This window comes from Sphingobium amiense (genome assembly GCF_003967075.1).
Classification (GTDB): Bacteria; Pseudomonadota; Alphaproteobacteria; order Sphingomonadales; family Sphingomonadaceae; genus Sphingobium; species Sphingobium amiense.
Map to the genome: position 1 here is coordinate 1203872 of NZ_AP018664.1, position 20089 is coordinate 1223960.

The 20089-nt window shown below is 65.9% G+C and carries 24 protein-coding genes; 8 read left to right on the forward strand and 16 right to left on the reverse strand.

The window, feature by feature from the left end:
• The first annotated feature begins 4 nt into the window (after window positions 1-4).
• On the forward strand, window positions 5-403 hold the full coding sequence (apaG, locus tag SAMIE_RS05710) for a Co2+/Mg2+ efflux protein ApaG (protein ID WP_066699768.1): 399 nt from the start codon (window positions 5-7) through the stop codon (window positions 401-403).
• Window positions 400-1191 (forward strand): LysR family transcriptional regulator, encoded by a 792-nt coding sequence (locus tag SAMIE_RS05715; protein WP_066699523.1) that lies wholly within the window; start codon window positions 400-402, stop codon window positions 1189-1191. Before apaG ends, SAMIE_RS05715 begins: the two co-directional genes overlap by 4 nt.
• Window positions 1192-1358: 167 nt before the next feature.
• Here the strand turns inward: SAMIE_RS05715 and wrbA are convergent, their stop codons facing one another.
• Together wrbA and SAMIE_RS05725 are read right to left on the reverse strand one after the other, a co-directional pair.
• Window positions 1359-1958, reverse strand: a complete 600-nt coding sequence (gene wrbA / locus SAMIE_RS05720) for an NAD(P)H:quinone oxidoreductase (RefSeq protein WP_066699520.1) — start codon at window positions 1956-1958, stop codon at window positions 1359-1361.
• Window positions 1959-2080: 122 nt separating this feature from the next.
• Window positions 2081-2800: a pirin family protein gene (locus tag SAMIE_RS05725; protein ID WP_066699040.1), complete on the reverse strand. Its 720-nt coding sequence runs from the start codon at window positions 2798-2800 to the stop codon at window positions 2081-2083.
• 106 nt (window positions 2801-2906) lie between these two features.
• Here SAMIE_RS05725 and SAMIE_RS05730 point away from each other — a divergent pair, with 106 nt between their 5' ends.
• The 3 genes from SAMIE_RS05730 (at window position 2907) to SAMIE_RS23965 (ending at window position 5549) form a co-directional block, all read left to right on the forward strand.
• Window positions 2907-3800, forward strand: coding sequence for a LysR family transcriptional regulator (locus SAMIE_RS05730; protein WP_066699044.1), 894 nt, complete (start codon window positions 2907-2909; stop codon window positions 3798-3800).
• A gap of 277 nt (window positions 3801-4077) precedes the next feature.
• Window positions 4078-4785: a response regulator transcription factor CtrA gene (ctrA, locus tag SAMIE_RS05735; RefSeq protein WP_066699050.1), complete on the forward strand. Its 708-nt coding sequence runs from the start codon at window positions 4078-4080 to the stop codon at window positions 4783-4785.
• A gap of 155 nt (window positions 4786-4940) precedes the next feature.
• Window positions 4941-5549 (forward strand): methyl-accepting chemotaxis protein, encoded by a 609-nt coding sequence (locus tag SAMIE_RS23965; protein WP_066699052.1) that lies wholly within the window; start codon window positions 4941-4943, stop codon window positions 5547-5549.
• 132 nt (window positions 5550-5681) lie between these two features.
• Here SAMIE_RS23965 and SAMIE_RS05745 read toward each other — a convergent pair whose 3' ends face one another.
• Complete coding sequence (locus SAMIE_RS05745) at window positions 5682-6308, reverse strand: hypothetical protein (protein WP_066699054.1); 627 nt, start codon at window positions 6306-6308, stop codon at window positions 5682-5684.
• Window positions 6309-6406: 98 nt separating this feature from the next.
• Window positions 6407-7675, reverse strand: a complete 1269-nt coding sequence (locus SAMIE_RS05750) for a S8 family serine peptidase (RefSeq protein WP_066699056.1) — start codon at window positions 7673-7675, stop codon at window positions 6407-6409.
• A gap of 93 nt (window positions 7676-7768) precedes the next feature.
• Here SAMIE_RS05750 and SAMIE_RS05755 point away from each other — a divergent pair, with 93 nt between their 5' ends.
• Entirely contained in the window at window positions 7769-8257 is a 489-nt protein-coding gene (locus SAMIE_RS05755; protein ID WP_066699066.1) for an RNA polymerase sigma factor, read from the forward strand.
• Window positions 8254-8943, forward strand: coding sequence for an anti-sigma factor family protein (locus tag SAMIE_RS05760; RefSeq protein WP_066699069.1), 690 nt, complete (start codon window positions 8254-8256; stop codon window positions 8941-8943). The genes SAMIE_RS05755 and SAMIE_RS05760 overlap by 4 nt, the downstream gene beginning before the upstream one ends.
• Here SAMIE_RS05760 and SAMIE_RS05765 read toward each other — a convergent pair.
• The 5 genes from SAMIE_RS05765 to SAMIE_RS05785 all read right to left on the reverse strand — a co-directional run bounded on the left by SAMIE_RS05765 (window position 8826) and on the right by SAMIE_RS05785 (window position 11553).
• Entirely contained in the window at window positions 8826-9266 is a 441-nt protein-coding gene (locus tag SAMIE_RS05765) for an STN domain-containing protein (RefSeq protein ID WP_126516757.1), read from the reverse strand. The genes SAMIE_RS05760 and SAMIE_RS05765 overlap by 118 nt on opposite strands.
• An 88-nt stretch (window positions 9267-9354) precedes the next feature.
• Entirely contained in the window at window positions 9355-9909 is a 555-nt protein-coding gene (dcd, locus tag SAMIE_RS05770; protein WP_066699072.1) for a dCTP deaminase, read from the reverse strand.
• Window positions 9910-9915: 6 nt separating this feature from the next.
• On the reverse strand, window positions 9916-10374 hold the full coding sequence (locus SAMIE_RS05775; protein ID WP_066699075.1) for a cytidine deaminase: 459 nt from the start codon (window positions 10372-10374) through the stop codon (window positions 9916-9918).
• A complete protein-coding gene (locus SAMIE_RS05780; protein WP_066699076.1) occupies window positions 10374-11042 on the reverse strand; it encodes a GH25 family lysozyme in 669 nt (222 codons plus the stop codon). The genes SAMIE_RS05775 and SAMIE_RS05780 overlap by 1 nt, the downstream gene beginning before the upstream one ends.
• 28 nt (window positions 11043-11070) lie before the next feature.
• The gene (locus SAMIE_RS05785) at window positions 11071-11553 is read right to left on the reverse strand and encodes a UPF0262 family protein (protein ID WP_066699078.1); all 483 of its coding nucleotides are present in this window, start codon (window positions 11551-11553) and stop codon (window positions 11071-11073) included.
• A gap of 127 nt (window positions 11554-11680) precedes the next feature.
• On the opposite strand from SAMIE_RS05785, the gene SAMIE_RS05790 reads away from it, so the two are divergent.
• Entirely contained in the window at window positions 11681-13165 is a 1485-nt protein-coding gene (locus SAMIE_RS05790) for a replicative DNA helicase (protein WP_066699079.1), read from the forward strand.
• A 13-nt stretch (window positions 13166-13178) separates the two neighbouring features.
• On the opposite strand, the gene SAMIE_RS05795 is transcribed toward SAMIE_RS05790, so the two are convergent.
• The 7 genes from SAMIE_RS05795 to SAMIE_RS05825 form a co-directional block, all read right to left on the reverse strand.
• Window positions 13179-13970, reverse strand: coding sequence for a phosphoadenylyl-sulfate reductase (locus SAMIE_RS05795; protein WP_066699081.1), 792 nt, complete (start codon window positions 13968-13970; stop codon window positions 13179-13181).
• The gene (locus SAMIE_RS05800; protein WP_066699087.1) at window positions 13963-14403 is read right to left on the reverse strand and encodes a DUF934 domain-containing protein; all 441 of its coding nucleotides are present in this window, start codon (window positions 14401-14403) and stop codon (window positions 13963-13965) included. Before SAMIE_RS05800 ends, SAMIE_RS05795 begins: the two co-directional genes overlap by 8 nt.
• On the reverse strand, window positions 14396-16027 hold the full coding sequence (locus SAMIE_RS05805; RefSeq protein ID WP_066699089.1) for a nitrite/sulfite reductase: 1632 nt from the start codon (window positions 16025-16027) through the stop codon (window positions 14396-14398). The genes SAMIE_RS05800 and SAMIE_RS05805 overlap by 8 nt, the downstream gene beginning before the upstream one ends.
• 3 nt (window positions 16028-16030) lie before the next feature.
• Window positions 16031-16327: a DUF2849 domain-containing protein gene (locus SAMIE_RS05810; protein ID WP_066699092.1), complete on the reverse strand. Its 297-nt coding sequence runs from the start codon at window positions 16325-16327 to the stop codon at window positions 16031-16033.
• Window positions 16324-17106, reverse strand: a complete 783-nt coding sequence (gene cobA / locus SAMIE_RS05815) for a uroporphyrinogen-III C-methyltransferase (protein WP_066699096.1) — start codon at window positions 17104-17106, stop codon at window positions 16324-16326. The genes SAMIE_RS05810 and cobA overlap by 4 nt, the downstream gene beginning before the upstream one ends.
• Window positions 17107-17193: 87 nt before the next feature.
• Window positions 17194-18627 carry a succinylglutamate-semialdehyde dehydrogenase gene (gene astD, locus SAMIE_RS05820; protein ID WP_066699100.1) on the reverse strand — a complete coding sequence of 478 codons (1434 nt, stop codon included), beginning with the start codon at window positions 18625-18627 and terminating at the stop codon, window positions 17194-17196.
• Between the two features lie 42 nt (window positions 18628-18669).
• Window positions 18670-20061: a protein adenylyltransferase SelO family protein gene (locus tag SAMIE_RS05825; protein ID WP_066699104.1), complete on the reverse strand. Its 1392-nt coding sequence runs from the start codon at window positions 20059-20061 to the stop codon at window positions 18670-18672.
• Between the last annotated feature and the right edge of the window lie 28 nt (window positions 20062-20089).

The following is a 20089-nucleotide window of genomic DNA, read 5'->3' on the forward strand; positions in this document are numbered from 1 at the left end:
CGCCGTGAACGCGCTCTTCCCCTTTCATGCGACCACGCGGGACGTCATAGTCCATGTCGCGGTCACTTTCCTGCCGGAACAGTCGGAGCCGGACCGGGGCCGATGGTTCTGGGCCTATCATATCCGTATCGAGAATGTGGGCGACCAGCCGGTGCAGTTGCTGACCCGCCACTGGGTCATCACCGACGGGCGCGGCGCGCAGCATCGGGTGGATGGCGATGGCGTGGTGGGGGAACAGCCGGTGGTGCAGCCGGGGAAAAGCTATGACTATGTTTCGGGCTGTCCGCTCAATACGCCGACCGGCTCCATGAAGGGGGCATATCGCATGATCGGCGCGGATGGCGAGACGTTCGAGGTCGCCATTCCCCATTTCGCCCTGATCGCCCCGGCGGTGGCCGAATGAAGCGCACCCATTTGCCGCTCAATGGCCTGCGCGTGCTGGACGCGGCGGCGCGCCACCTGTCCTTCACCCGCGCGGCGGACGAGCTGGCGGTGACGCCTGCTGCCGTGGGGCAGCAGATCCGCGCGCTGGAGGATATGCTGGGCGTGGTGCTGTTCCGCCGCACGCCCAAGGGGCTGGAACTGACGCCGGAGACGGAGGCGGGGCTGGATGCTCTGCGCGCCGGGTTCCTGGAGTTCGAGGAAGCGGTGCGCGCCATGCAGGCGGGGCAGTCGAGCCATGCGCTGACCATTGCAGCACCGCGCGACATCACCGCGAAATGGCTCCAGCCGCGCCTTGCCTCCTATGCCGCGAGCCAGCCGGAGCTGAGCTTCCAGTTGATCGCCGCGGACGAGGCGCTCGATTTCACCGAGGCCAATCTGGACCTCGCCGTGCGGCTGGCTGACGGGGCGGGAGAGCATGAGGGCGTGCGGATCGGCGAGGCTGCCTATGTGACAGTCGAAGCGGCGGCGGGCGGTCCCGATCAGCGGGTCGACTGGCCCGGATGTCCGGCGGAAGACAGGCCCGCGACGATCCGCGTGGCCGACGCAGGCCTTGCCATCGAGGCGGCGGCGAGCGGGTTCGGCCGCGCCTGCGTGCCGCTGTTGCTGGCGCAGGCGGACATTGCGGGCGGGCGGGTGAGGCAGGTGGGCGACGCCACGCCGACATCGCTCGGCTACTGGCTGATCGCTCCCTTGCCGCAATGGCGGCAGAAGAAGGTCAAGGCGCTTGTCGAGGCGCTGGTCGCCTGACGCCGCTTTCGCTTAACTTCGCATATTTCCCGCAAGTTTTGACATTTAATTTCCGTCTCCCGATCTTTCCTTACGCAAAGCGGGGGGTGACGGTGCGATTTTAGACGGGCCTCGTGCGATAGGATATGGGCGGCGCAGCGCGTCCGTCGAGCCGCCCATATTGACGATCAGCCGTGCAGTTTGATCGCGGTTTCGGCAATGCGGCGGCCCTGATAGCGCGCGCCTTCCAGTTCTTCCGCAGCAGGCTGGCGGCTGCCGTCGCCGTCCGCGATGGTGGTCGCGCCATAGGGCGCGCCGCCGCGCACCTTGTCCACGCCCATCTGTTCGGTGTGGCCATAGTCGAGGCCGACGATCACCATGCCGAAATGCAGCAGGTTGGTGATGATCGAAAAGAGCGTCGTTTCCTGCCCGCCATGCTGGGACGCGGTGGAGGTGAAGGCGCCGCCGACCTTGCCGTTGAGCGCGCCGCGCGCCCAGAGGCCGCCCGCCTGGTCGAGGAAGGCCGCCATCTGGCTCGACATGCGGCCAAAGCGCGTGCCGGTGCCCACGATGATCGCGTCATAGTCGGCAAGATCGGCGACGGTGGCGACCGGCGCTTCCTGATCCAGCTTGAAATGGGCGTTTTTCGCGACTTCCAGCGGCGCGGTTTCGGGCACGCGTCTGATGTCGACCTGAGCGCCCGCCGATGCCGCGCCTTCTGCGACGGCCTTCGCCATGGCCTCGATATGGCCGTAGGAGGAGTAATAGAGAACCAGAACCTTAGCCATCGTGATGTCTCCTTGGATGGGCAATGCTTATTCGGGGAAAAGGAGGCCGCCCGCGCGGAGGAAGGGGGGATGCGCGGGCGGCCGTGGCTCGACCGCCATGGGAGCGGCGGCGAGCCACAGGGTCATAGGCTGTCGACGAGCACGACCTCCGCATCCTCCAGCGCCGTGATCGTCACGGGGGAACCGCCGATGATCGCCGCGCCGTCACGCGCTTCGAAGATCTGGCCGTCGATGTCGATGCGGCCTGTCGCGGGCACCATATAAAGGTGGCGGCCCGCCGCGCTGTCATAGGTGACGCTCTCGCCAGCCCTGATCGTGCCGCCCAGCAGGCGGGCATCTGCGCGGATGCGCAGCGCGTCTCGGTCTTCGTCATAGCCGCTGGCCAGCACCACCAGCCTGCCCGAACGGTCGCCCGCCGGGAAGGGCTTGGCGCCCCAGCTCGGCTGCCCGCCGCGCGTCGACGGCATGATCCAGATCTGGAAGAGCGTGGTCTTCTCCTCCTCCAGATTATATTCGGCGTGGCGGATGCCGGTGCCCGCCGACATCACCTGAACGTCGCCCGCAGCGGTGCGTCCGCGATTGCCCAGGCTGTCCTGATGCGTGATCGCCCCGGTGCGGACATAGGTGATGATCTCCATGTCGGCATGCGGGTGCGGCGGAAAGCCCGAGCGCGGGGCGATCTCATCATCGTTCCAGACGCGGATCGCGCCCCAGCCCATGCGGTCTTCGTCATAATAGTCGGCGAAGGAGAAATGGTGGCGGGCGTTGAGCCAGCCATGGTCCGCACGCCCCAGCGACGCGAACGGGCGGCGCTCGATCCGGTTTTGCGTGGTGGTGGTCATGGTCTGTGCCTTTTCGGGCGGGAGGGTTCGTCCCGCGCTTGATTTCCTCCAATCTAGTCGTCAGTATCGTTTCATAAACCGGCAGTTTTGAAACGGATTGTTTCCGATGCGCTTACCTGATTTCGAAGCATGGGCGATGTTCGCCGCCGTGGTCGAGCATCGCAGCTTCACCGACGCGGCCAAGGCGCTGAGCGTGTCCAAGGCGACCGTCTCCAAGGCCGTGACCCGGCTGGAGGAACATCTCGACACCAGCCTCTTCAACCGGACGAGCCGCCGTCTGGCGCTGACCGAAAGCGGGCGGCGGCTGGTCGATCATGCGCAACGCATCCTTGCGGAAGGCCAGGCGGCGGAGGAAGCGGCGCGCGACGAGACGGCGGAACTGTCGGGCGTGGTGCGGCTGGGCGCGCCGATGACGTTCGGGCTGCTGCGCATCGCGCCGCTGGTGGCGCAGTTCACCAAGGCGCATCCGCTGGTGGACATCGACCTGCATCTGTCCGATGCGCGGATCGACATCATCGAAATGGGCCTCGACGCCACGATCCGCATCGCGGAGATGCCCGACAGTTCGCTGCGCGCGCGGCGGCTGAGCGATGTGACCATGCATGTGGTGGCATCGCCCGCCTATCTGGCGGAACGGGGCAGGCCGCAGCACCCATCCGACCTCGGCATGCATGACTGCCTCTGTTACTCGAACGTCGCGACGCCCGATGTCTGGCGCTTCGCCGGGCCGGGCCAGCAGACGGTGACGGTGCAGGTGCGCAGCCGGATCACGGTCAACAGCGGAGAAGCGATGCTGCCTGCGCTGAGGGAGGGTGTGGGGATTGCCCGCCTGCCCGACTTCATCGTCGGCGATGCACTGGCGTCGGGCGAGCTGGAGGAAGTGCTGACCGACTGGGTGCCGCCGCCGGTGGGGCTGCATCTGGTGACGCCACCCTCGCGCCTGCGTCCCGCGCGGGTGGAAGCGCTGCTCGATTTCATCGCGCGTCATCATGGTTGCTGAAAAAGCTTATCGGGACGGCGATTTTCTTTAAGACTTTGGTCTAAAAGGAAGTTGTCCGGACAGGGGCAAAATCTCGTTTCACAGGCGAATTGACCTTGACTCTACCTGCCTTTTTTCGAGGCTATGCCGTTGAAATATGATTCAAAATCAACCGACTCGTGGATTCCTGCGGGTTAGGGAAAAATTAACCTTTGTCCTTCAGAAGTTTTTTGGTTAATGATTGCGATGCGAAACCGTTCTGGTGGGGTGAACGGACCGCGACACCAAGGGGCTTCATATGCGCGTGCTGCTGATTGAGGACGAACCGACGACTGCCAAGGCGATCGAGCTTATGCTCACGACCGAAGGCTTCAACGTCTATACCACGGATCTGGGCGAAGAGGGTTTGGACCTCGGCAAGCTCTATGACTATGACATCATCTGTCTGGACCTGAACCTGCCCGACATGCACGGCTATGACGTGCTGAAAAAGCTGCGGGCGGCCAAGGTGCAGACGCCGGTGCTGATCCTGTCCGGCATCAGCGAGATGGACAGCAAGGTCCGCTCCTTCGGCTTCGGCGCGGACGATTATGTCACCAAGCCGTTCCATCGCGAGGAACTGATCGCCCGTATCCATGCGGTCGTGCGCCGGTCCAAGGGCCATTCGCAGTCGGTCATCCGCACCGGCAAGCTGTCGGTCAATCTGGACGCCAAGACGGTCGAGGTCGACAGCAACCGCGTGCACCTGACCGGCAAGGAATATGCGATGCTGGAGCTTCTCTCGCTGCGCAAGGGCACGACGCTGACCAAGGAAATGTTCCTCAACCACCTCTATGGCGGGATGGACGAGCCGGAACTCAAGATCATCGACGTGTTCATCTGCAAGCTGCGCAAGAAGCTGGCGCTGGCATGCGGTGGGGACAATTATATCGAGACCGTCTGGGGCCGCGGCTATGTGCTGCGCGATCCGGACGAGGTGGCGGAACCGCAGGCCAAGGTCGCCTGATCCTTCCCGAAAAAATTCAGCCCTGCGATGGCCGGCCCCGATGACGGGCCGGCCATTTTCGGTTCGTCGCATTTCCGGAAAACGGCGGAATAGCGCGGCTTTATGCTAATGGCTCGTTTACCAATCCTTCCTAAACGGAGGGAAAGGAGTTTTGTGTGGGCCAAGCAAGCTATCATAGTCCGGACGCCGCGTGGGACGCGATCTGCAAGTCGCAGGCCGTCATTGAGTTCGCCCCAGACGGAACGATCCTGTGGGCCAACGACCTGTTTCTCAACCTGACGGGATATGCACTGGAGGACATCGCCGGGCGTCATCACCGGCTGTTCTGCCACAAGGGCGACGCTGAATCGCCCGACTATGCGGCATTCTGGAAGAAGCTGGCGCGCGGGGTGCATGACGGGGGCGAATATCGCCGCATCACCAAGCACGGACGCGACGTCTGGTTGCAGGCGACCTACAATCCCGTGTTCGATGCGGACGGAAAGGTGCAGCGCATCCTCAAGATTGCGGCCGACATCACCGCTTCGAAGATGCTGCGCGCGGAGCTGCGGGCGATGGTCGACGGGCTGGTGGAGATCGTGGACGGGATCGGCCTGATCGCCAACCAGACCAATCTGCTGGCGCTCAACGCCGCCATCGAGGCGGCACGGGCGGGGGAGGCCGGACGCGGCTTCGCGGTCGTTGCGACCGAGGTCAAGAAGCTGGCGGGCGACACGCGCACCGCGACGGAACGGGCGCGGGCGATGGTCGAAGCCGTAGCCTGATACGCCTCGCAAAATCGGAGCATAAGGATAAGGCCGACGATCCGCAGGGATCGCCGGCCTTCCCGTTTCAGGCGGCGGAGGGGCCGGGCGGGGCGCAACTTGCCCGCCCGGCCTGATCTCCTGTGAGGGGGGTCAGTTCGCCTGAGCCGGGGCAGCAGAGCCGGTCGATGCCGAACCCTGGCCGCTGCCCGAAATCTCGCCGCTGGCGTTCACCGAGGCGGCATTGTCCACGGCGCCGGTGGCATTCGCGGCTGCGTTTCCGGCGCGATCCCTGACGGACGAAGCGGTCGAGCTAGTCCGTTCGCGGGCTGCTTCCGCCGTGCGGACTGCCCGATCCCGCGCTGCCCCGGCAGTGTCGGTGACGCGATCACGGGCGCTGCCGACCCTGTCCTGCGCACCGGCAACAGCGCCGCGTGCGTCGTTCAGGCCAACGGCGTCCACCCCGAGGCTTCCGCTGGCCGAACCTTCAGCCGAACCCGAAGCGCTGCGGGTGCGGCCATTGCGCGTCACCGACGCTTCGCCCGCTCCACGGGCCTGCTTGGAGCCGCTGGCGCGGACACTGCCACGATCCAGATCGACGCTGCGGTCGAGGGTGCCAGAGCCGCCGAGCGTGCCGCCCAGCATGCCGCTGCCGCCACCGCCCAGAGCGCCGCCAACGGTGCCGCCAAGGCCACCGCTGCCACCCAGCAACTGGGCCGAAGCGGGAGCAACGCCGGTCATTGCAATAACGGTTGCGGCAATCAGAAACTTCGCTTTCATCGCTCATCTCCTTGGTGTTTCTCGATGCGATGAAGGCAAAACGGGGGAGGTCGCATTTTTCATCCCGGACGAGATAAAAAATTTCAAATCATTGTTATTCAATCAATATTTCTGCAATTTCCGCAGACAACGGGCGGTTTCCCGCGCCGGTCCGCTTCGGCGGCCAGCGCGTCCCGGCTGCCGCGCAGGAACAGGCGGCCCGCCACCAGCGGCGCGGCGAAACTGGTTCCGCGCACCTTGTCCGCGCCGCCGCTCAGGCCTGCGGCGCGCATGTCGGCGCCCGGTGCGGCGAAATCGACATGGAGCGCACGGCCCGCTTCGGGAAGCGTTCGTCCCCTGCCGTCGATGCCCGTTACCGCCAGCACGCTGCTGTAGGACGCCGGATAGGAGGGCGGGGCGGCGGGACCGTCATTGCCGACCGCCGCCACCACCGTGACGCCCTTTTCCCGCGCCAGCCGGATCGCACCTTCGAGCAGTGGGTTGGCTGGCCCGACAAGGCTGACCGTCACGACCCTGACGCCGCGCGCCGTCATCCATCCCAGCGCGCGCACGATGGCGAACGCGCCGCCGCCCGCCGGATCGTTGCCATAGACATCGGCGACCAGCAGCGAAGCGCCGGGCGCGGCCCCCCGGATCGCCCCGTTGCCGCTGATGAGCGATGCGACGGCGGTGCCATGGGCGCTGGCGCGGGGCGCGCCTTCGGCAAAGCCGCGCTGCTCCACGCCGCCCGTGAGCGAAGGGTGCCGCGCGACGCCGCCGTCGATCAGGCCCACGGCCTTCCCGCCGACCGGGTTGGCGGCGAGCGGCGCGCTGCCTTCGGCGGCCGCCCGACCGCTCGCGAAATAGAGATTGTCGGCGCTCGCCTGCGCTTCGGGGGCGAGCGCACGCACTTCGCGCAACGCCTTGGCCAGATTGCGGCCGGTGGGCACGCTGAGGCGCAGGATCGGCAGGTCGATGCCTTCCACCGCCTCTTGCGTAATATCGTAACCGGCCGCCCGCAGGCCGCGCGAGGACGCCTCGCTGGCTCCGGTCAGCAGGATGACGCCGCGCCGCGCGGGTTCGCGCCGGTCGTCCAGCTCGACCCGGTCGCCATGCGCGCGCACCAGTGCGTCGATCCGCGCCGTCCGGGCGGCGGCGAGTTGCCGGACGAGCCGGGTGGGAGAGAGCCGGTCGAGCGCCGCGCCGTCCACGCCCTCTTCCAGCCGGTCGATCACGCCCGGGACGATGCGCCCGGCGTCGCCGATCCCGCCGCCGGGGAGCAATTGCGCCTGCGCGCCGGGACCGACGAGCAGCAGCCCGGCGGCCATCCAGGGACGTGTCCATTTCATCGGGTGATCGCCGGTCCTTTCGCGGTCAAAATGATCCATTGCAGAAAAATGTCCATCGGAGTTGATTGTCCGGGATGAAACGGCTGCGCCCGCGCGTTTCATCCATGGAACGAGGATTGGACGGAGACGGCATTGTCTTTCGAACGCGACATGCTGGCGATATTGCCCCGGCTGCGGCGCTTCGCGCTCAGCCTGTCGCGGGATCGCGCCGATGGCGACGATCTGTGTCAGGCGACGGTCGAAAAGGCGCTGCGCGCGCGCGACCAGTGGCAGCCGGGAACCCGTCTCGATAGCTGGATGTATCGGATCATGCGCAATTTGTGGATCGACGAGGCAAGGGCGCGGCAGCGGGCCGGGCGGACCTTCGCGCCGGAGGAGGCGGGCGAGCATGTCGGCGACGCCGGTCACGACCGGATCGAGGCGCTGGTGACGCTGTCCGATGTGGACCGGGCGATGCAGGCGCTGCCCGACGAACAGCGGGAGGCGGTCGCGCTGGTGCTGGTGGAAGGGCTTTCCTACAAGGAGGCGGCTGCGGTGCTGGACATTCCGATGGGAACGCTGACGTCCCGGCTGGTGCGCGGGCGCGGGGCGCTGATCGCGATGATGGGAGAAGCGGCATGAGCGGGATCGACGAAGCCATGCTGATCGCGCTGGTCGATGGCGAACTGGACGAGGTGAATCGCCGCCGGGTGGAACGGGCGGTCGCGGACGACCCGGCACTGGCCGCGCGTCTGGCCGACCATAGGCGGTTGCGCGAGCAGCTATCGGCCCATTATGCGCCCGTCGCGCAGGAGCCGGTGCCGCCCCGCCTGCAGGCTTTGCTCGAAGAGGCGGCGACGGTGACGCCCATAATCCGTCCAAAGCGGCGGATGGCGGGATGGGCGATGGGCGGCGCGATTGCGGCCAGTCTGGTGCTGGGCCTTGGCATCGGCCGGATGTCGGGCGGGGAGGCCGGTCCCATCGGCGTCCGGGATGGCGTCATGGTGGCGCAGGGTCCGCTTGCTGACGCGCTCGACCGGCAGCTTGCGTCGGCGCAGGACGGGGCGGCGATCCGCATGGGCCTGAGTTTTCGTCGAAAAGGCGGCGGCTGGTGCCGGACCTTCGACGGGGCGGTGGCGGGTGTCGCCTGCCGCGACGGGCAGGACTGGCGCGTCGAGCAGGCGCTGCCGGGCGCGGCGCAGACGAGCGATTACCGGCAGGCGGCGTCCGCCGATCCGCGCCTCATGGCGACGGTTGAATCCCTGATGGCGGGCGACGCCGCGGACGCTGCGGCGGAAAGGGCGGCGCAGGAGGCCGGCTGGCGATAATGCATCGCCAGCACGCCCACGCCCGCCCGCGAATATTTGAGTTCCGTTCCCTGTAACAGGCGCCTGAGCGCTTCTTCGGTCGACATGAAACCTTCGACCCGGCGTCCCCGGATCGACGCGGCGACATCGTAGGAAAAGAGGATGCGCACGCCTGACTGCATTGCCAGCAGTCGCAGCCCCTCGTTCAGCGGCTGGACGTGTATGTCGAAGCGGTGGCGTTGTTGCAGTTGCGGATCGGGTGACGCCGGAGTGGCGCTGGCAGGCGATGTGAAGAGAAGGCTGATGGCGAGAGCCAGCCCCGCCGCGGCCAGCCGCATGCGCATGCCCGTTCCTTTACGGCGCGGCCCCCCAGCCGCCTTATCCTGTGTCAACGAAGCTGCCGCCATTTGCCGCCAATCGACGTAGAGGACGCTAGAGCCGTGGCAGCGTGACGCCCTGCTGCCCCATATATTTGCCCGCCCGGTCGGCATAGCTGACTTCGCATGGCTCGTTGCCATTGAGGAAGAGGAACTGACAGGCGCCTTCATTGGCGTAGATCTTGGCGGGGAGGGGCGTGGTGTTGGAAAATTCCAGCGTCACATGGCCTTCCCAGCCCGGCTCCAGCGGCGTCACGTTCACGATGATGCCGCAGCGGGCATAGGTGGATTTGCCGAGGCAGATGACCAGCACGTCGCGCGGCACGCGGAAATATTCGACCGTGCGGGCAAGGGCGAAGCTGTTGGGCGGGATGATGCAGACATCGGTCTTGCGGTCGACGAAGCTGTTGGCGGCGAAATCCTTGGGGTCCACCACCGCGCTGTCGACATTGGTGAAGATCTTGAACTCGTCCGCCACGCGCGCGTCATAGCCGTAGGAAGAGAGACCGTAGCTGATGCAGCCGTCCCGCTTCTGGTTTTCGACGAACGGCTCGATCATGCCGGTCGTCTGCGCCTGTTCGCGAATCCACTTGTCGGAAAGGATGGACATGGATGGTCAGCTCTTTGTCTGGGGGCCGATGCCGAGGTCGGCGGGGCCGAAGGCGTGGGGGAGGAGTTGCGCGAGAGTGAAGGTGAGGATGCGCTCGCCGCCGGGCGTGGCGCAGTGGATGGCGAGCGCGCGGCCGGCCATCTGCTCCGCCTCGTTCATGATCTGGCGGCAGCGGCCGCACGGCGTGACGAGCGCTTCCGCGCCGCCGTCCATCGCCCCGCCGAGGACCGCGATGGCCTCCACATCGGCAAGGCGCCCCTGCGCGTTGACGCTGGCGAGCGCGACGGTTTCGGCGCAGAGGGACAGGCCGTAGCTCGCATTCTCGAAATTGCAGCCGGTGACGATGCCGCCGTCCGTCAGCCGTACCGCTGCGCCGACCGCAAAGCGGCTGTAGGGTGCATGAGCATGCGTCATCGCCCCGCGCGCGGCGGCGATCAACTGCTGCATCTGGGCGTCATGAGGCATTAGGGCGTCACCACATTCCAACGGACCGGGCCGTCAACGCCGTCGATATGCCGCATGTCGCTGGCTGTCCACATCACCCATGGCCCGCCGGTATAATCGGGCGGAAAGAAATTGCGGTCGAGCCAGAGCGTCCGGTTGATGCCGGAGCCGATGCGATAGGTTTCGTTGAAATCCTCCGTCACGTTGATGAGGACCGGCTTGCCCGCATGGCCTTCGATCAGGTTCACCAGCGTGTTGAGATCCGAAAGCAGGCGGTCGCGCCCCGGCCGGGCCGTGCAGCGCGGGTCGAAGGCGAGGCGGATGGCGGGGGGCAGGGCGGCATTGTCGCGCGCCACGGTCGTCATGAAGGCCGTGCCCTGATCCGCGGGCGGGCGGCACAGGCTGAACTCCACCAAGGCTCCGTAGCGCAGCCCGGCCAGCCGCGCCCTGCGCCAGTTGTCGGCAAAGGCCGGGTCGCGCGCAGCCTGGCTGTCGGTCGCGCGGATATAGGCGAAATCCGCGCCCTGCGCCGCGATCGTGTCCCATTCGACCTGACCGTCGCCGCTGTCGATCGTCACGCCCTGCGTCGGATATTCGGCACGGTCGGGCGTCCAAGCGCGCGCGTAGAGCCACAGCGCCGCCGCCAGCACCGCGACCGCCGCAAGCCCCGCCCCGAAACGGACGAACATGCCCCCGAAACTCAACCCCCCGATGACCCTATCCCTTGATATGCAGCACGCAGATGAGCGTGAAGAGACGCCGCGCCGTATCGAAATCGACGTCGATCTTTCCTTCCAGCCGTTCCTTCAGCAACTCCGCCGCGTCATTGTGGATGGCGCGGCGGGCCATGTCGACCGTTTCGATCTGCTGCGGCGACGCATTGCTGATCGCCTGATAATAGCTGTCGCAGATGGCGAAATAGTCGCGGATCGGGCGGCGGAAGCGCCCGAGGCTGAGGATCAGGGCTTCCAGCGGGCTGTCGTCCTCCCGCCGGATTTCGATCACCAGACGGCCTTCCTCGACGCGCAGCAGCACCTTGTAGGGACCGGCATAGCCATCCTCATGGACGCGCTGCGGCGCGAAATGATTATCCTCCAGCAGATCGAAGATCGCGATCCGCCGTTCCTGCTCCACATCGGCGTTGCGCCACAGGATCGTGCGCTGGTCGAGCTGAATGTCTATGATGCGGGGATCGGCCATAATCGAAGCGATCAGTCAGTGCGGCGGCGGGCGGGGAAATGCAAGCGCGACTTATCCACAGATGCCTCCACAGAAGGTTTCCAACCTGCCCCTTGCACAGGCGGAGCCTTGGGAGGAAAGAGGGCGCATGGTTGAATTGCTGAAGATCACGCCGCCCGACGCCGGGGCCACCGAACTGCCGCGCAATGTCGAGGCGGAGGCCGCGCTGCTGGGCGCGATCATGATCGACAACCGTATTGCCGAGGATGTTCAGCTCAAGCTCAAGGCCGAACATTTCTTCGAGCCGCTGCACGGTCGCATCTATGACGCGATCATGCGTCTGCTGGATCGCGACATGGTGGCCAATCCGGTGACGCTGAAGCCGATGCTGGATATGGACCCGGCGCTCAAGGAATTGGGCGGCGCGGCCTATCTCGCGCAATTGACCGGCAATGGCGCGGCGCTGATCGGTGCGCGAGACTTCGCCAGCCAGATTTACGATCTCGCGCTGTTGCGGCAGCTTGTCAGTGTTGGCCGCGAACTGGTTGAAAACGCAATGGATACGAGCGAGGACGTCAATCCCCGCGAGCAGATCGAGGCGGCGGAAGTCGCGCTCTACAAGGTGTCGGAGGGCGAGGGCGAGAGCGGATCGGTCAAGAGCTTCCTCGCCGCCTCCACCATGGCGGTGCAGGTCGCGGAGCGCGCGCTGAACAGCGGCGGGCATGTTTCGGGGATCACCACCGGCATCAACAGCCTCAATGCCAAGATCGGCGGCCTGCACAATTCGGACCTGATGATCCTGGCGGGACGTCCGGGCATGGGCAAGACCTCGCTCGCGACCAACATCGCCTATAATGCGGCGTCGCGATGGGTCCGCGATAATGCGGACGGCATTCCGCCGGAAAAGAATATGGGCGCGAAGACGGCCTTTTTCAGCCTTGAAATGTCCGCCGATCAGCTCGCGACGCGCGTGCTGGCCGAACAGTCGGGCATCAGCGGCGAGGCGCTGCGCATGGGCAAGATCAGCCGCGCCGACTTCCAGAATCTGAGCCGCGCGGCGCGGGACTTGCAGGAACTGCCGCTGTTCATCGACGATACGCCCGGCCTCACCATCGCGGCGCTGCGCACGCGGGCGCGGCGATTGAAGCGGCGGCACGACATCGGCTTCATCGTCGTCGATTATCTCCAGTTGCTTCAGGGCACCGGGCGCGGCAACGAGAATCGCGTCAACGAAATTTCCGAAATCTCGCGCGGTTTGAAGACGCTGGCGAAGGAACTTCATGTGCCGGTGCTCGCGCTGTCCCAGCTCAGCCGCGCGGTCGAGCAGCGCGAGGACAAGCGTCCGCAGCTTTCCGACCTGCGCGAATCCGGCTCGATCGAGCAGGACGCGGACATGGTCTGGTTCGTGTTCCGCGAGGATTATTACGAAGCGGCCAAGGAACCCAAGGTCGAGGACGAAACCGCCTATGCCGCGTGGCGCGAGAATATGGACCGCATCTACGGCAAGGCGGAAGTCATCGTCGCCAAGCAGCGCCACGGGTCGACCGGGCGCATCCGCATGAAGTTCGACGCGAAGATCACGCGCTTCTCCGACCTCGCCGAGGACGGCTATGAGGATATGAGCTACGAGTGAGGCGGCCCGCCGGTCAGAAGACCGGCAGGTTCGCGGGATCGTCCGGATCGACGGCAGGCTTGTCCACCGGGGAAACCGGCGAATGGATGCCGCATTCCACCTTGTCCCAGCCCCTCCAGCGCCCGGCGCGGGGGTCTTCGCCCGGCAGCACCTTCGACGTGCAGGGTTCGCAGCCGATCGACAGATAGCCCTGCGCTTCGAGCGGATGGCGGGGCAGGTCGTGCTCGACGAAATAAGCGTCGAGATCGGCCTTGGTCCAGTCGCCCAGCGGATTGATCTTGAGCTTTCCGTCCTCGACCTCGAACCGGGGCAGGTTCTTGCGGGTCGAAGCCTGAAACGCCTTGCGGCCCGAAATCCACGCGTCGAGGCTGTCCTTGGCGCGCTTCATCGGCTCGACCTTGCGGATGTCGCAGCAGCCGTCCGGATCGTAGGACCAGCGCAGGCCCGTTTCGTCCTTCGCCGCCAGCACTTCGGGCCGGGGCGCGACGACACTGCTGTTGGTGAAGCCGAGCCGCTTCACCAGAAGATCACGATAATGGAGCGTTTCCGCGAACATCTTGAGCGTGTCGACGAAGATCACCGGCACGGTCGGATCGGCTTTCGCGATCAGATCGAGCAGCACCGCGCTTTCTGTGCCGAAGGAAGAGACGACGCCGACATTGCCCGCGAGCTTTTCCGCGAACACGGCCCTGAGCATCGTCAGCGCGTCCACGCCCTCAAACCGGGCGTTGAGCGCGTCGGCGTCTGCCTGGGTGAAGACGGGGCGAGCGTCGATGATGTCGATCTGGCGGGCAGGTTCAGCCATCTGATGTCTCCGGGTGCCGCTTGGCCCAGATGGGGCTGCGGCCGTCGATGGTCTTCTGGTAAACATCGGCGTAGCGATTGAGCGCGCGGTCGACGGCAGCGTCGTCCAGCGGTCTGGCGGGATGAAAACTGTCGAAGCCGCAGCGACGCATGGCGTTGATCTGGTCGACCAGCACGTCGCCGACGGCCCGCAGCTCACCCGCATAGCCCGCCTCGCGCAGGATGCGGGCGGCGGAATAGCCGCGCCCGTCGCCATAGGCCGGGAAGTTCACTTCCACGAGCGACAGGCGGTCGAGGTAGGGCAGCAGTTCGCGCGCATCCTCGCCCGCTTCGATGCGGACGGCGGTGGAGTTGGACTGGCCGGTGAAGGATTCGACCGTGACGCCCGGTTCCTGACTGGCTTCACCGTCGCGGAAGGAGAGGAACTCAACCATAGATCGCCTCCTTGAAGGGCTTCATGCCGATGCGGCGATAGGTGTCGAGGAAGCGTTCCCCCTGCTCGCGCTGGGCGAGGTAGATGTCCGTCACCTTCTCGATCGCATCGACCACGCCGTCCTCGGAAAAGCCGGGGCCGGTGATCTGGCCGAGCGCGGCGTCCTCCGCGCCGGAGCCACCGAGCAGGAGCTGGAAATTTTCCACGCCCTTCCGGTCGACGCCCAGGATGCCGATATGCCCGGCATGATGGTGGCCGCAGGCATTGATGCAGCCGCTGATCTTGAGCTTCAGTTCGCCCAGTTCGGCCTGCCGTTCCGCGTCGGCGAAGCGCTGCGCGATCTTCTGCGCGAGCGGGATCGAGCGGGCGTTGGCGAGTGCGCAATAATCGAGGCCGGGACAGGCGATGATGTCGGTGATGAGGTCGAGATTGGCTTCGGCCAGACCCACATCTTCCAGCGCCTGCCATATCGCGGGCAGATCGGCCTTCTTCACATGGGGCAGGACGAGGTTCTGCGCGTGCGTTACCCGGACCTCATCCAGCGAATAGCGTTCGGCGAGATCGGCGATGGCCGCGATCTGCTCCGCCGAAGCGTCGCCGGGGATGCCGGTCAGCGGTTTCAGGCTGATGTTGACGATGGCGTAGCCCGGCGCCTTGTGCGCGGCGACCTGCCGGTCGACCCAGAGCGCGAAGGCGGGATCGGTGCGATCGACCTCTTCGGACAGGCCGGTTTCATAAGCGGGCGACGCGAAGAAGGCGCGGATGCGGGCCAGTTCCTCAACCGGCGGGTTAAGACCCAGATCACGCATATGCGCATATTCTTCCTCGACCTGCCGCTTATATTCCTCGACGCCGAGTTCATGGACGAGGATCTTGATCCGCGCCTTGTATTTGTTGTCGCGGCGGCCGTAGCGGTTGTAGACGCGCAGGCAGGCTTCGAGATAGGAGATGATCTCGTCTTCGCCCACGAAGTCCCTGATAAGCGGCGCGATCATGGGCGTGCGCCCCATGCCGCCACCGGCATAGACTTCAGCGCCGATCCGTCCGTCGCGCTCCACCAGCTTCAATCCGATATCGTGCAGCCGCATCGCCGCCCGATCCTCCTCCGCCGCGATCACGCAAATCTTGAACTTGCGCGGCAGGTAGGTGAATTCCGGGTGGAAGCTCGACCACTGGCGCAGCAGTTCGGCCCAGGGGCGGGGATCGGTCAGTTCGTCGGCGGCGACCCCGGCATATTGGTCCGAAGAGATATTGCGGATGCAGTTGCCGCTGGTCTGGATGGCGTGCATCTCCACGCTCGCCAGTTCGGCGAGGATGTCAGGCGCGTCGGCCAGCTTGATCCAGTTATACTGAAGGTTCTGCCGTGTGGTGAAATGGCCGTAGCCGCGGTCATATTTCGCCGCGATTTCGCCCAGCTTGCGCAACTGCCTGCCCGACAGCGTGCCATAGGGAATGGCGACGCGCAGCATATAGGCGTGCAACTGGAGGTAGAGGCCGTTCATCAGCCGCAGCGGCTTGAACTGGTCTTCGGTGAGGGCGCCGGTCAGGCGGCGCTGCACCTGTTCGCGAAATTCCTCGACACGAATGTCCACCATCGACTGGTCGTAGCTGTCATAACGATACATGGTTCAGATCACCCAGTTGCCGGCGTCGGCATCGTTCGGTTTAAGGGTCAGGTCGGGGCGCACGGTCGGCCCCAGCGCACGGATGCGGTCCTTGATATGGGCGGGGCGAATGCCGTCGTCGGTGACGCTGGCGTCGATGACATAGGCGCCCACCACGCGCAGCGCGGCTTCTTCCGACCGGGCGAGGTCGTCGCCCTGCGCGCCCACGTCGACGCTGTCGCTCACCTGGCGCGACCAGCCGTCGCCCGCCCACCAGATGACGTCGCCGCTCACCAGATCATTGCCCGTCAAAATCTTCACGCACGCATCTCCGAACCATATTCCTTCATCCAGCCCGCCAGCACATCCTGCGCGTCGGCATAGGCTGCGACTTCGCCCACCACGATCAGGGCGGGGCTTTTGACCTTCTCCCGCGCCACCATGTCGCCAAGGTCGGCGAGCAGGGTGCGCAGCGTGCGCATGTCGGCGCGGGTGCCGTTTTCCAGCACCGCGACGGGAAGCGTCGGCGATACGCCGTCGGCGATCAGCTTGTCTGCGATGGCGCGCGCGGTCGCCACGCCCATATAGATGACGAGCGTGCGGCCCTTGCCTGCAAGGCCCGACCAGTCCTGATCCGTCAGCCCCTTGCACTGGCCCGCGACGAAGCTGACGGCGCTCGAAGCGGCGCGATGCGTGAGGGGGAGCTGCGCCTGCGCGGCGCTGCCGATGGCGGCGCTGATGCCGGGCACGATCTCGACCGGAACTCTCGCGGCGCGGCACGCCTCCATTTCCTCGCCGCCACGCCCGAAGATGAAGGGATCGCCGCCCTTGAGGCGCACGACCCGGCGTCCTTCGCGCGCCAGATCGACGAGCAGCGCGTTGATCGCGTCCTGCGGCATGGAATGGCGGCTGCGCTGCTTGGCGACGGAAATATAGTCCGCATCGGGCGACGCGAGCGCCAGAATTTCGGCGGACACCAGCCCGTCATGCACGATCACGTCCGCTTGCCCGATCAGGCGCGCGGCCTTGATCGTCAGCAGATCCGGGTCGCCCGGGCCTGCGCCGACGAGAAAGACGGTGGCAGGGGTGGTGTAAGCCATGGTCGTCACATGGCGAAAGTGCGGCTGCGGTTCAATTCAGAATGGGTATGGCGGGGATAAGGAAATGTTTGGACGGGTGAATGTCCGTCACTCGCCCATGGCGCTGACGTCGATGTCCCTGAGGCCGACGCCGATGGAGGCGCGCGGACTTTCGATCTCCGCCGAAACCACCGGATAGGCGCAATAGTCGGCCGCATAAAAGGCGCTGGGCCGGTGATTGCCGGAAATGCCGACGCCGCCGAACGGTGCGTTGGAGGTTGCTCCGTTGGTGGGGCGGTTCCAGTTGACGATACCGGCGCGGACATTCGACCAGAACTGGTTATACTGCTCGGGCGTCCCTCCGATCAGAGATGCCGACAGGCCGTAGCGGCTGTTGTTCGCTTCGCCGATGGCGTCCGCGAAATCGGCCACGCGAATGATCTGGAGCAGCGGGCCGAACAGTTCGACATCGGGCCGGTCCTTCACATCCGTCACGTCGATGATCGCGGGGCTGACGAAGGGAAGGCCTTTTTGCGGGCGGACCATATGCTTGATCGGCCTGCCGCCGTTGCTCATCAGGTAGAGGAAGCTTTCGGTCAGGCCGTCCGCCATCTCATTGTCGATCACCGGACCCATATAGGGCGTGGGATCGGCATGGGGATGATCGACGATCAGCCGGTCGGCGATCTTCCGGATCTCCGCGATCAGGCGGTCAGCGATGCCGTCGCGCACGATCAGGCGGCTCGCCGCCGTGCAGCGTTGTCCGCTGGTCATGAAGGCGGACTGGACGACGATGGTCGCGGCGGCGTGGATTTCGGGCGTGTCCCAGACAACGATGGGATTGTTGCCGCCCATTTCCAGCGCGAGGATCTTGGAGGGCTGCCCGGCGAACTGCCGGTTGATGGCAAGGCCTGTCTGCGCCGACCCGGTGAAGAGGATACCGCCCACATCGGGATGCGCCGCCAGCGCCTTGCCCGCGTCGGCCCCGCCGAGCAGCAGCCGCACGGCATCGGTCGGCACGCCCGCCTCATGATAGAGTTTCACCAGCATCTCGCCCACGGCTGGCGTCTTTTCAGAAGGCTTGAACACCACGGCGTTGCCCGCGAGCAGGGCGGGGACGATGTGGCCGTTGGGCAGATGCGCGGGGAAATTATAGGGTCCGAGCACCGCCATCACGCCATGGGGCTTGTGCCGGACCGACTGCCGCGCGCCGAGATTGGCCTCCAGCCTGCGCTGTCCGGTGCGTTCCGAATAGGCCGCGACGCTGATGTCGACCTTCCCCATGACGGCCGCGACTTCGGCGCGCGCGTCCCACAGAGGCTTGCCGGTTTCGCGGGCAATCAGGTCCGTCAGCGCATCCTCGTGGCGGCGCACGACATTGACGAAGCGGCGCAGCGTTTCGATCCGGTAGGCGATGGGCTGGGCCGCCCATTTCGGCCACGCGGCGCAGGCACGCTCCACCTCCGCATTCGCGTCGCCGGACTGACCCTGCCAGAGAAGCGCGCCGGTAGCGGGTTCGAACGAAGTGAGGGGAGCGGTCATTTGTGTCCGCTATGCCGGAAAATGGTTAATGAAAGAAGAGGCTCAGGGGAGAGGCGGCGGTGGGCCGAGCGCCGCGCCCATGCGCCGGATCGCCGCGACCTTTGCATGGAGCGGCTGCCAGTCGTCACGCTCGTCTATGGCGCTCCAGATCGCCTCGACCTCCTCGATATGCATGGAGCACGGGGCTGCATCGGCCCACCAGGCATGATCGCGCGCGCCGGAGACGGGCGTAAACGCCGCGATGGTGTCCCTGAACGCGGACCAGTCCGCACTCTCATAACCCGAAGCGGTATGGCCGCCGCGCCAGTCGAGGAAGAAGCGGTCGATCGGCGTCCCCGTCGCCACCATGCCGCGCACGGCTGCCTCGACCATGGCGCTGGCGTCCCCGGTCGGCTCGACACCCAGCCGCCAGCAGAAGCGGCGCTGCATCGCCTGCGCGTAGAGAGCGGGGAAGCGCTCCAGTTGCGCGACGAGCGGCTGCGCTTGCGTCAGCGGACGCAGCGACACCGCCAGTTGCGCCACGTCCCAGTGGATCGCCTCCGCCTGCCGCGCGAAGGCGTAGAGGCCCGCATGGTCGAAATAGGCGGCGGTGAAGCCCGCGTCCCAAAGCGGCGTGAAGCGCCACGGGCCATAGTCGAAACTTTCGCCCGTGACGTTGATATTGTCGCTGTTGAGCACGCCATGGACGAAGCCCGCCACCATATAGCTCGCCGCGAGATCGGCCGTGCGTTCGACCACGCGGCCTAGCAGTTGCGCTGCGGGGTCTTCGCCAGGCTGTTCGCCATAGAGCCGCGTCAGTGCGTAATCGACGAGCCGTTCGAGCAGCGCTTTATCGTCATGGAAAGCCGCGCGCTGGAAACTGCCGATGCGGATATGCGAGTGGCTGAGCCGCACCATCACCGATCCGCGCGTGGGTGAAGGCTCGTCGTTGCGCTCCAGCGCTTCGCCGGTTTCGATGAGGGAGAAAGTCTTGGACGTATTGACGCCCAGCGCCTCCAGCATCTCCGTCGCCAATATTTCCCGCACGCCGCCCTTCAGTGTCAGGCGGCCGTCGCCGAAACGGCTGTAGGGCGTCTGCCCCGACCCCTTGGTGCCGAGGTCGAGCAGACGCCCCGCGCCGTCCCGCAACTGCGCGAAGAGGAAGCCGCGTCCGTCGCCGATGTCCGGATTATAATGGCGGAACTGGTGGCCGTGATAGCGCAGCGCCAGCGGCTGCGGCAGGTTGCGCTCCAGTGGCTCGAACCGGCCGAAATGGCGCAGCCAGTCCTCGTCGCTCAATCCCTCCAGCCCGACCGAAGCCGCCGCGCGGTCGTTGCGGTAGCGCAGGATCGTCTGGGGGAAGTCGGCCGCCGCGACGGGCGCAGCGATGTCGGGCATCAGCGCGTCGATTTCGGTCGCGGGGCTGTAAATGGCGGCTTGCGGGGTGTGGCTCATGCGGCGATATGGGGGTTGAGCAGCCAGA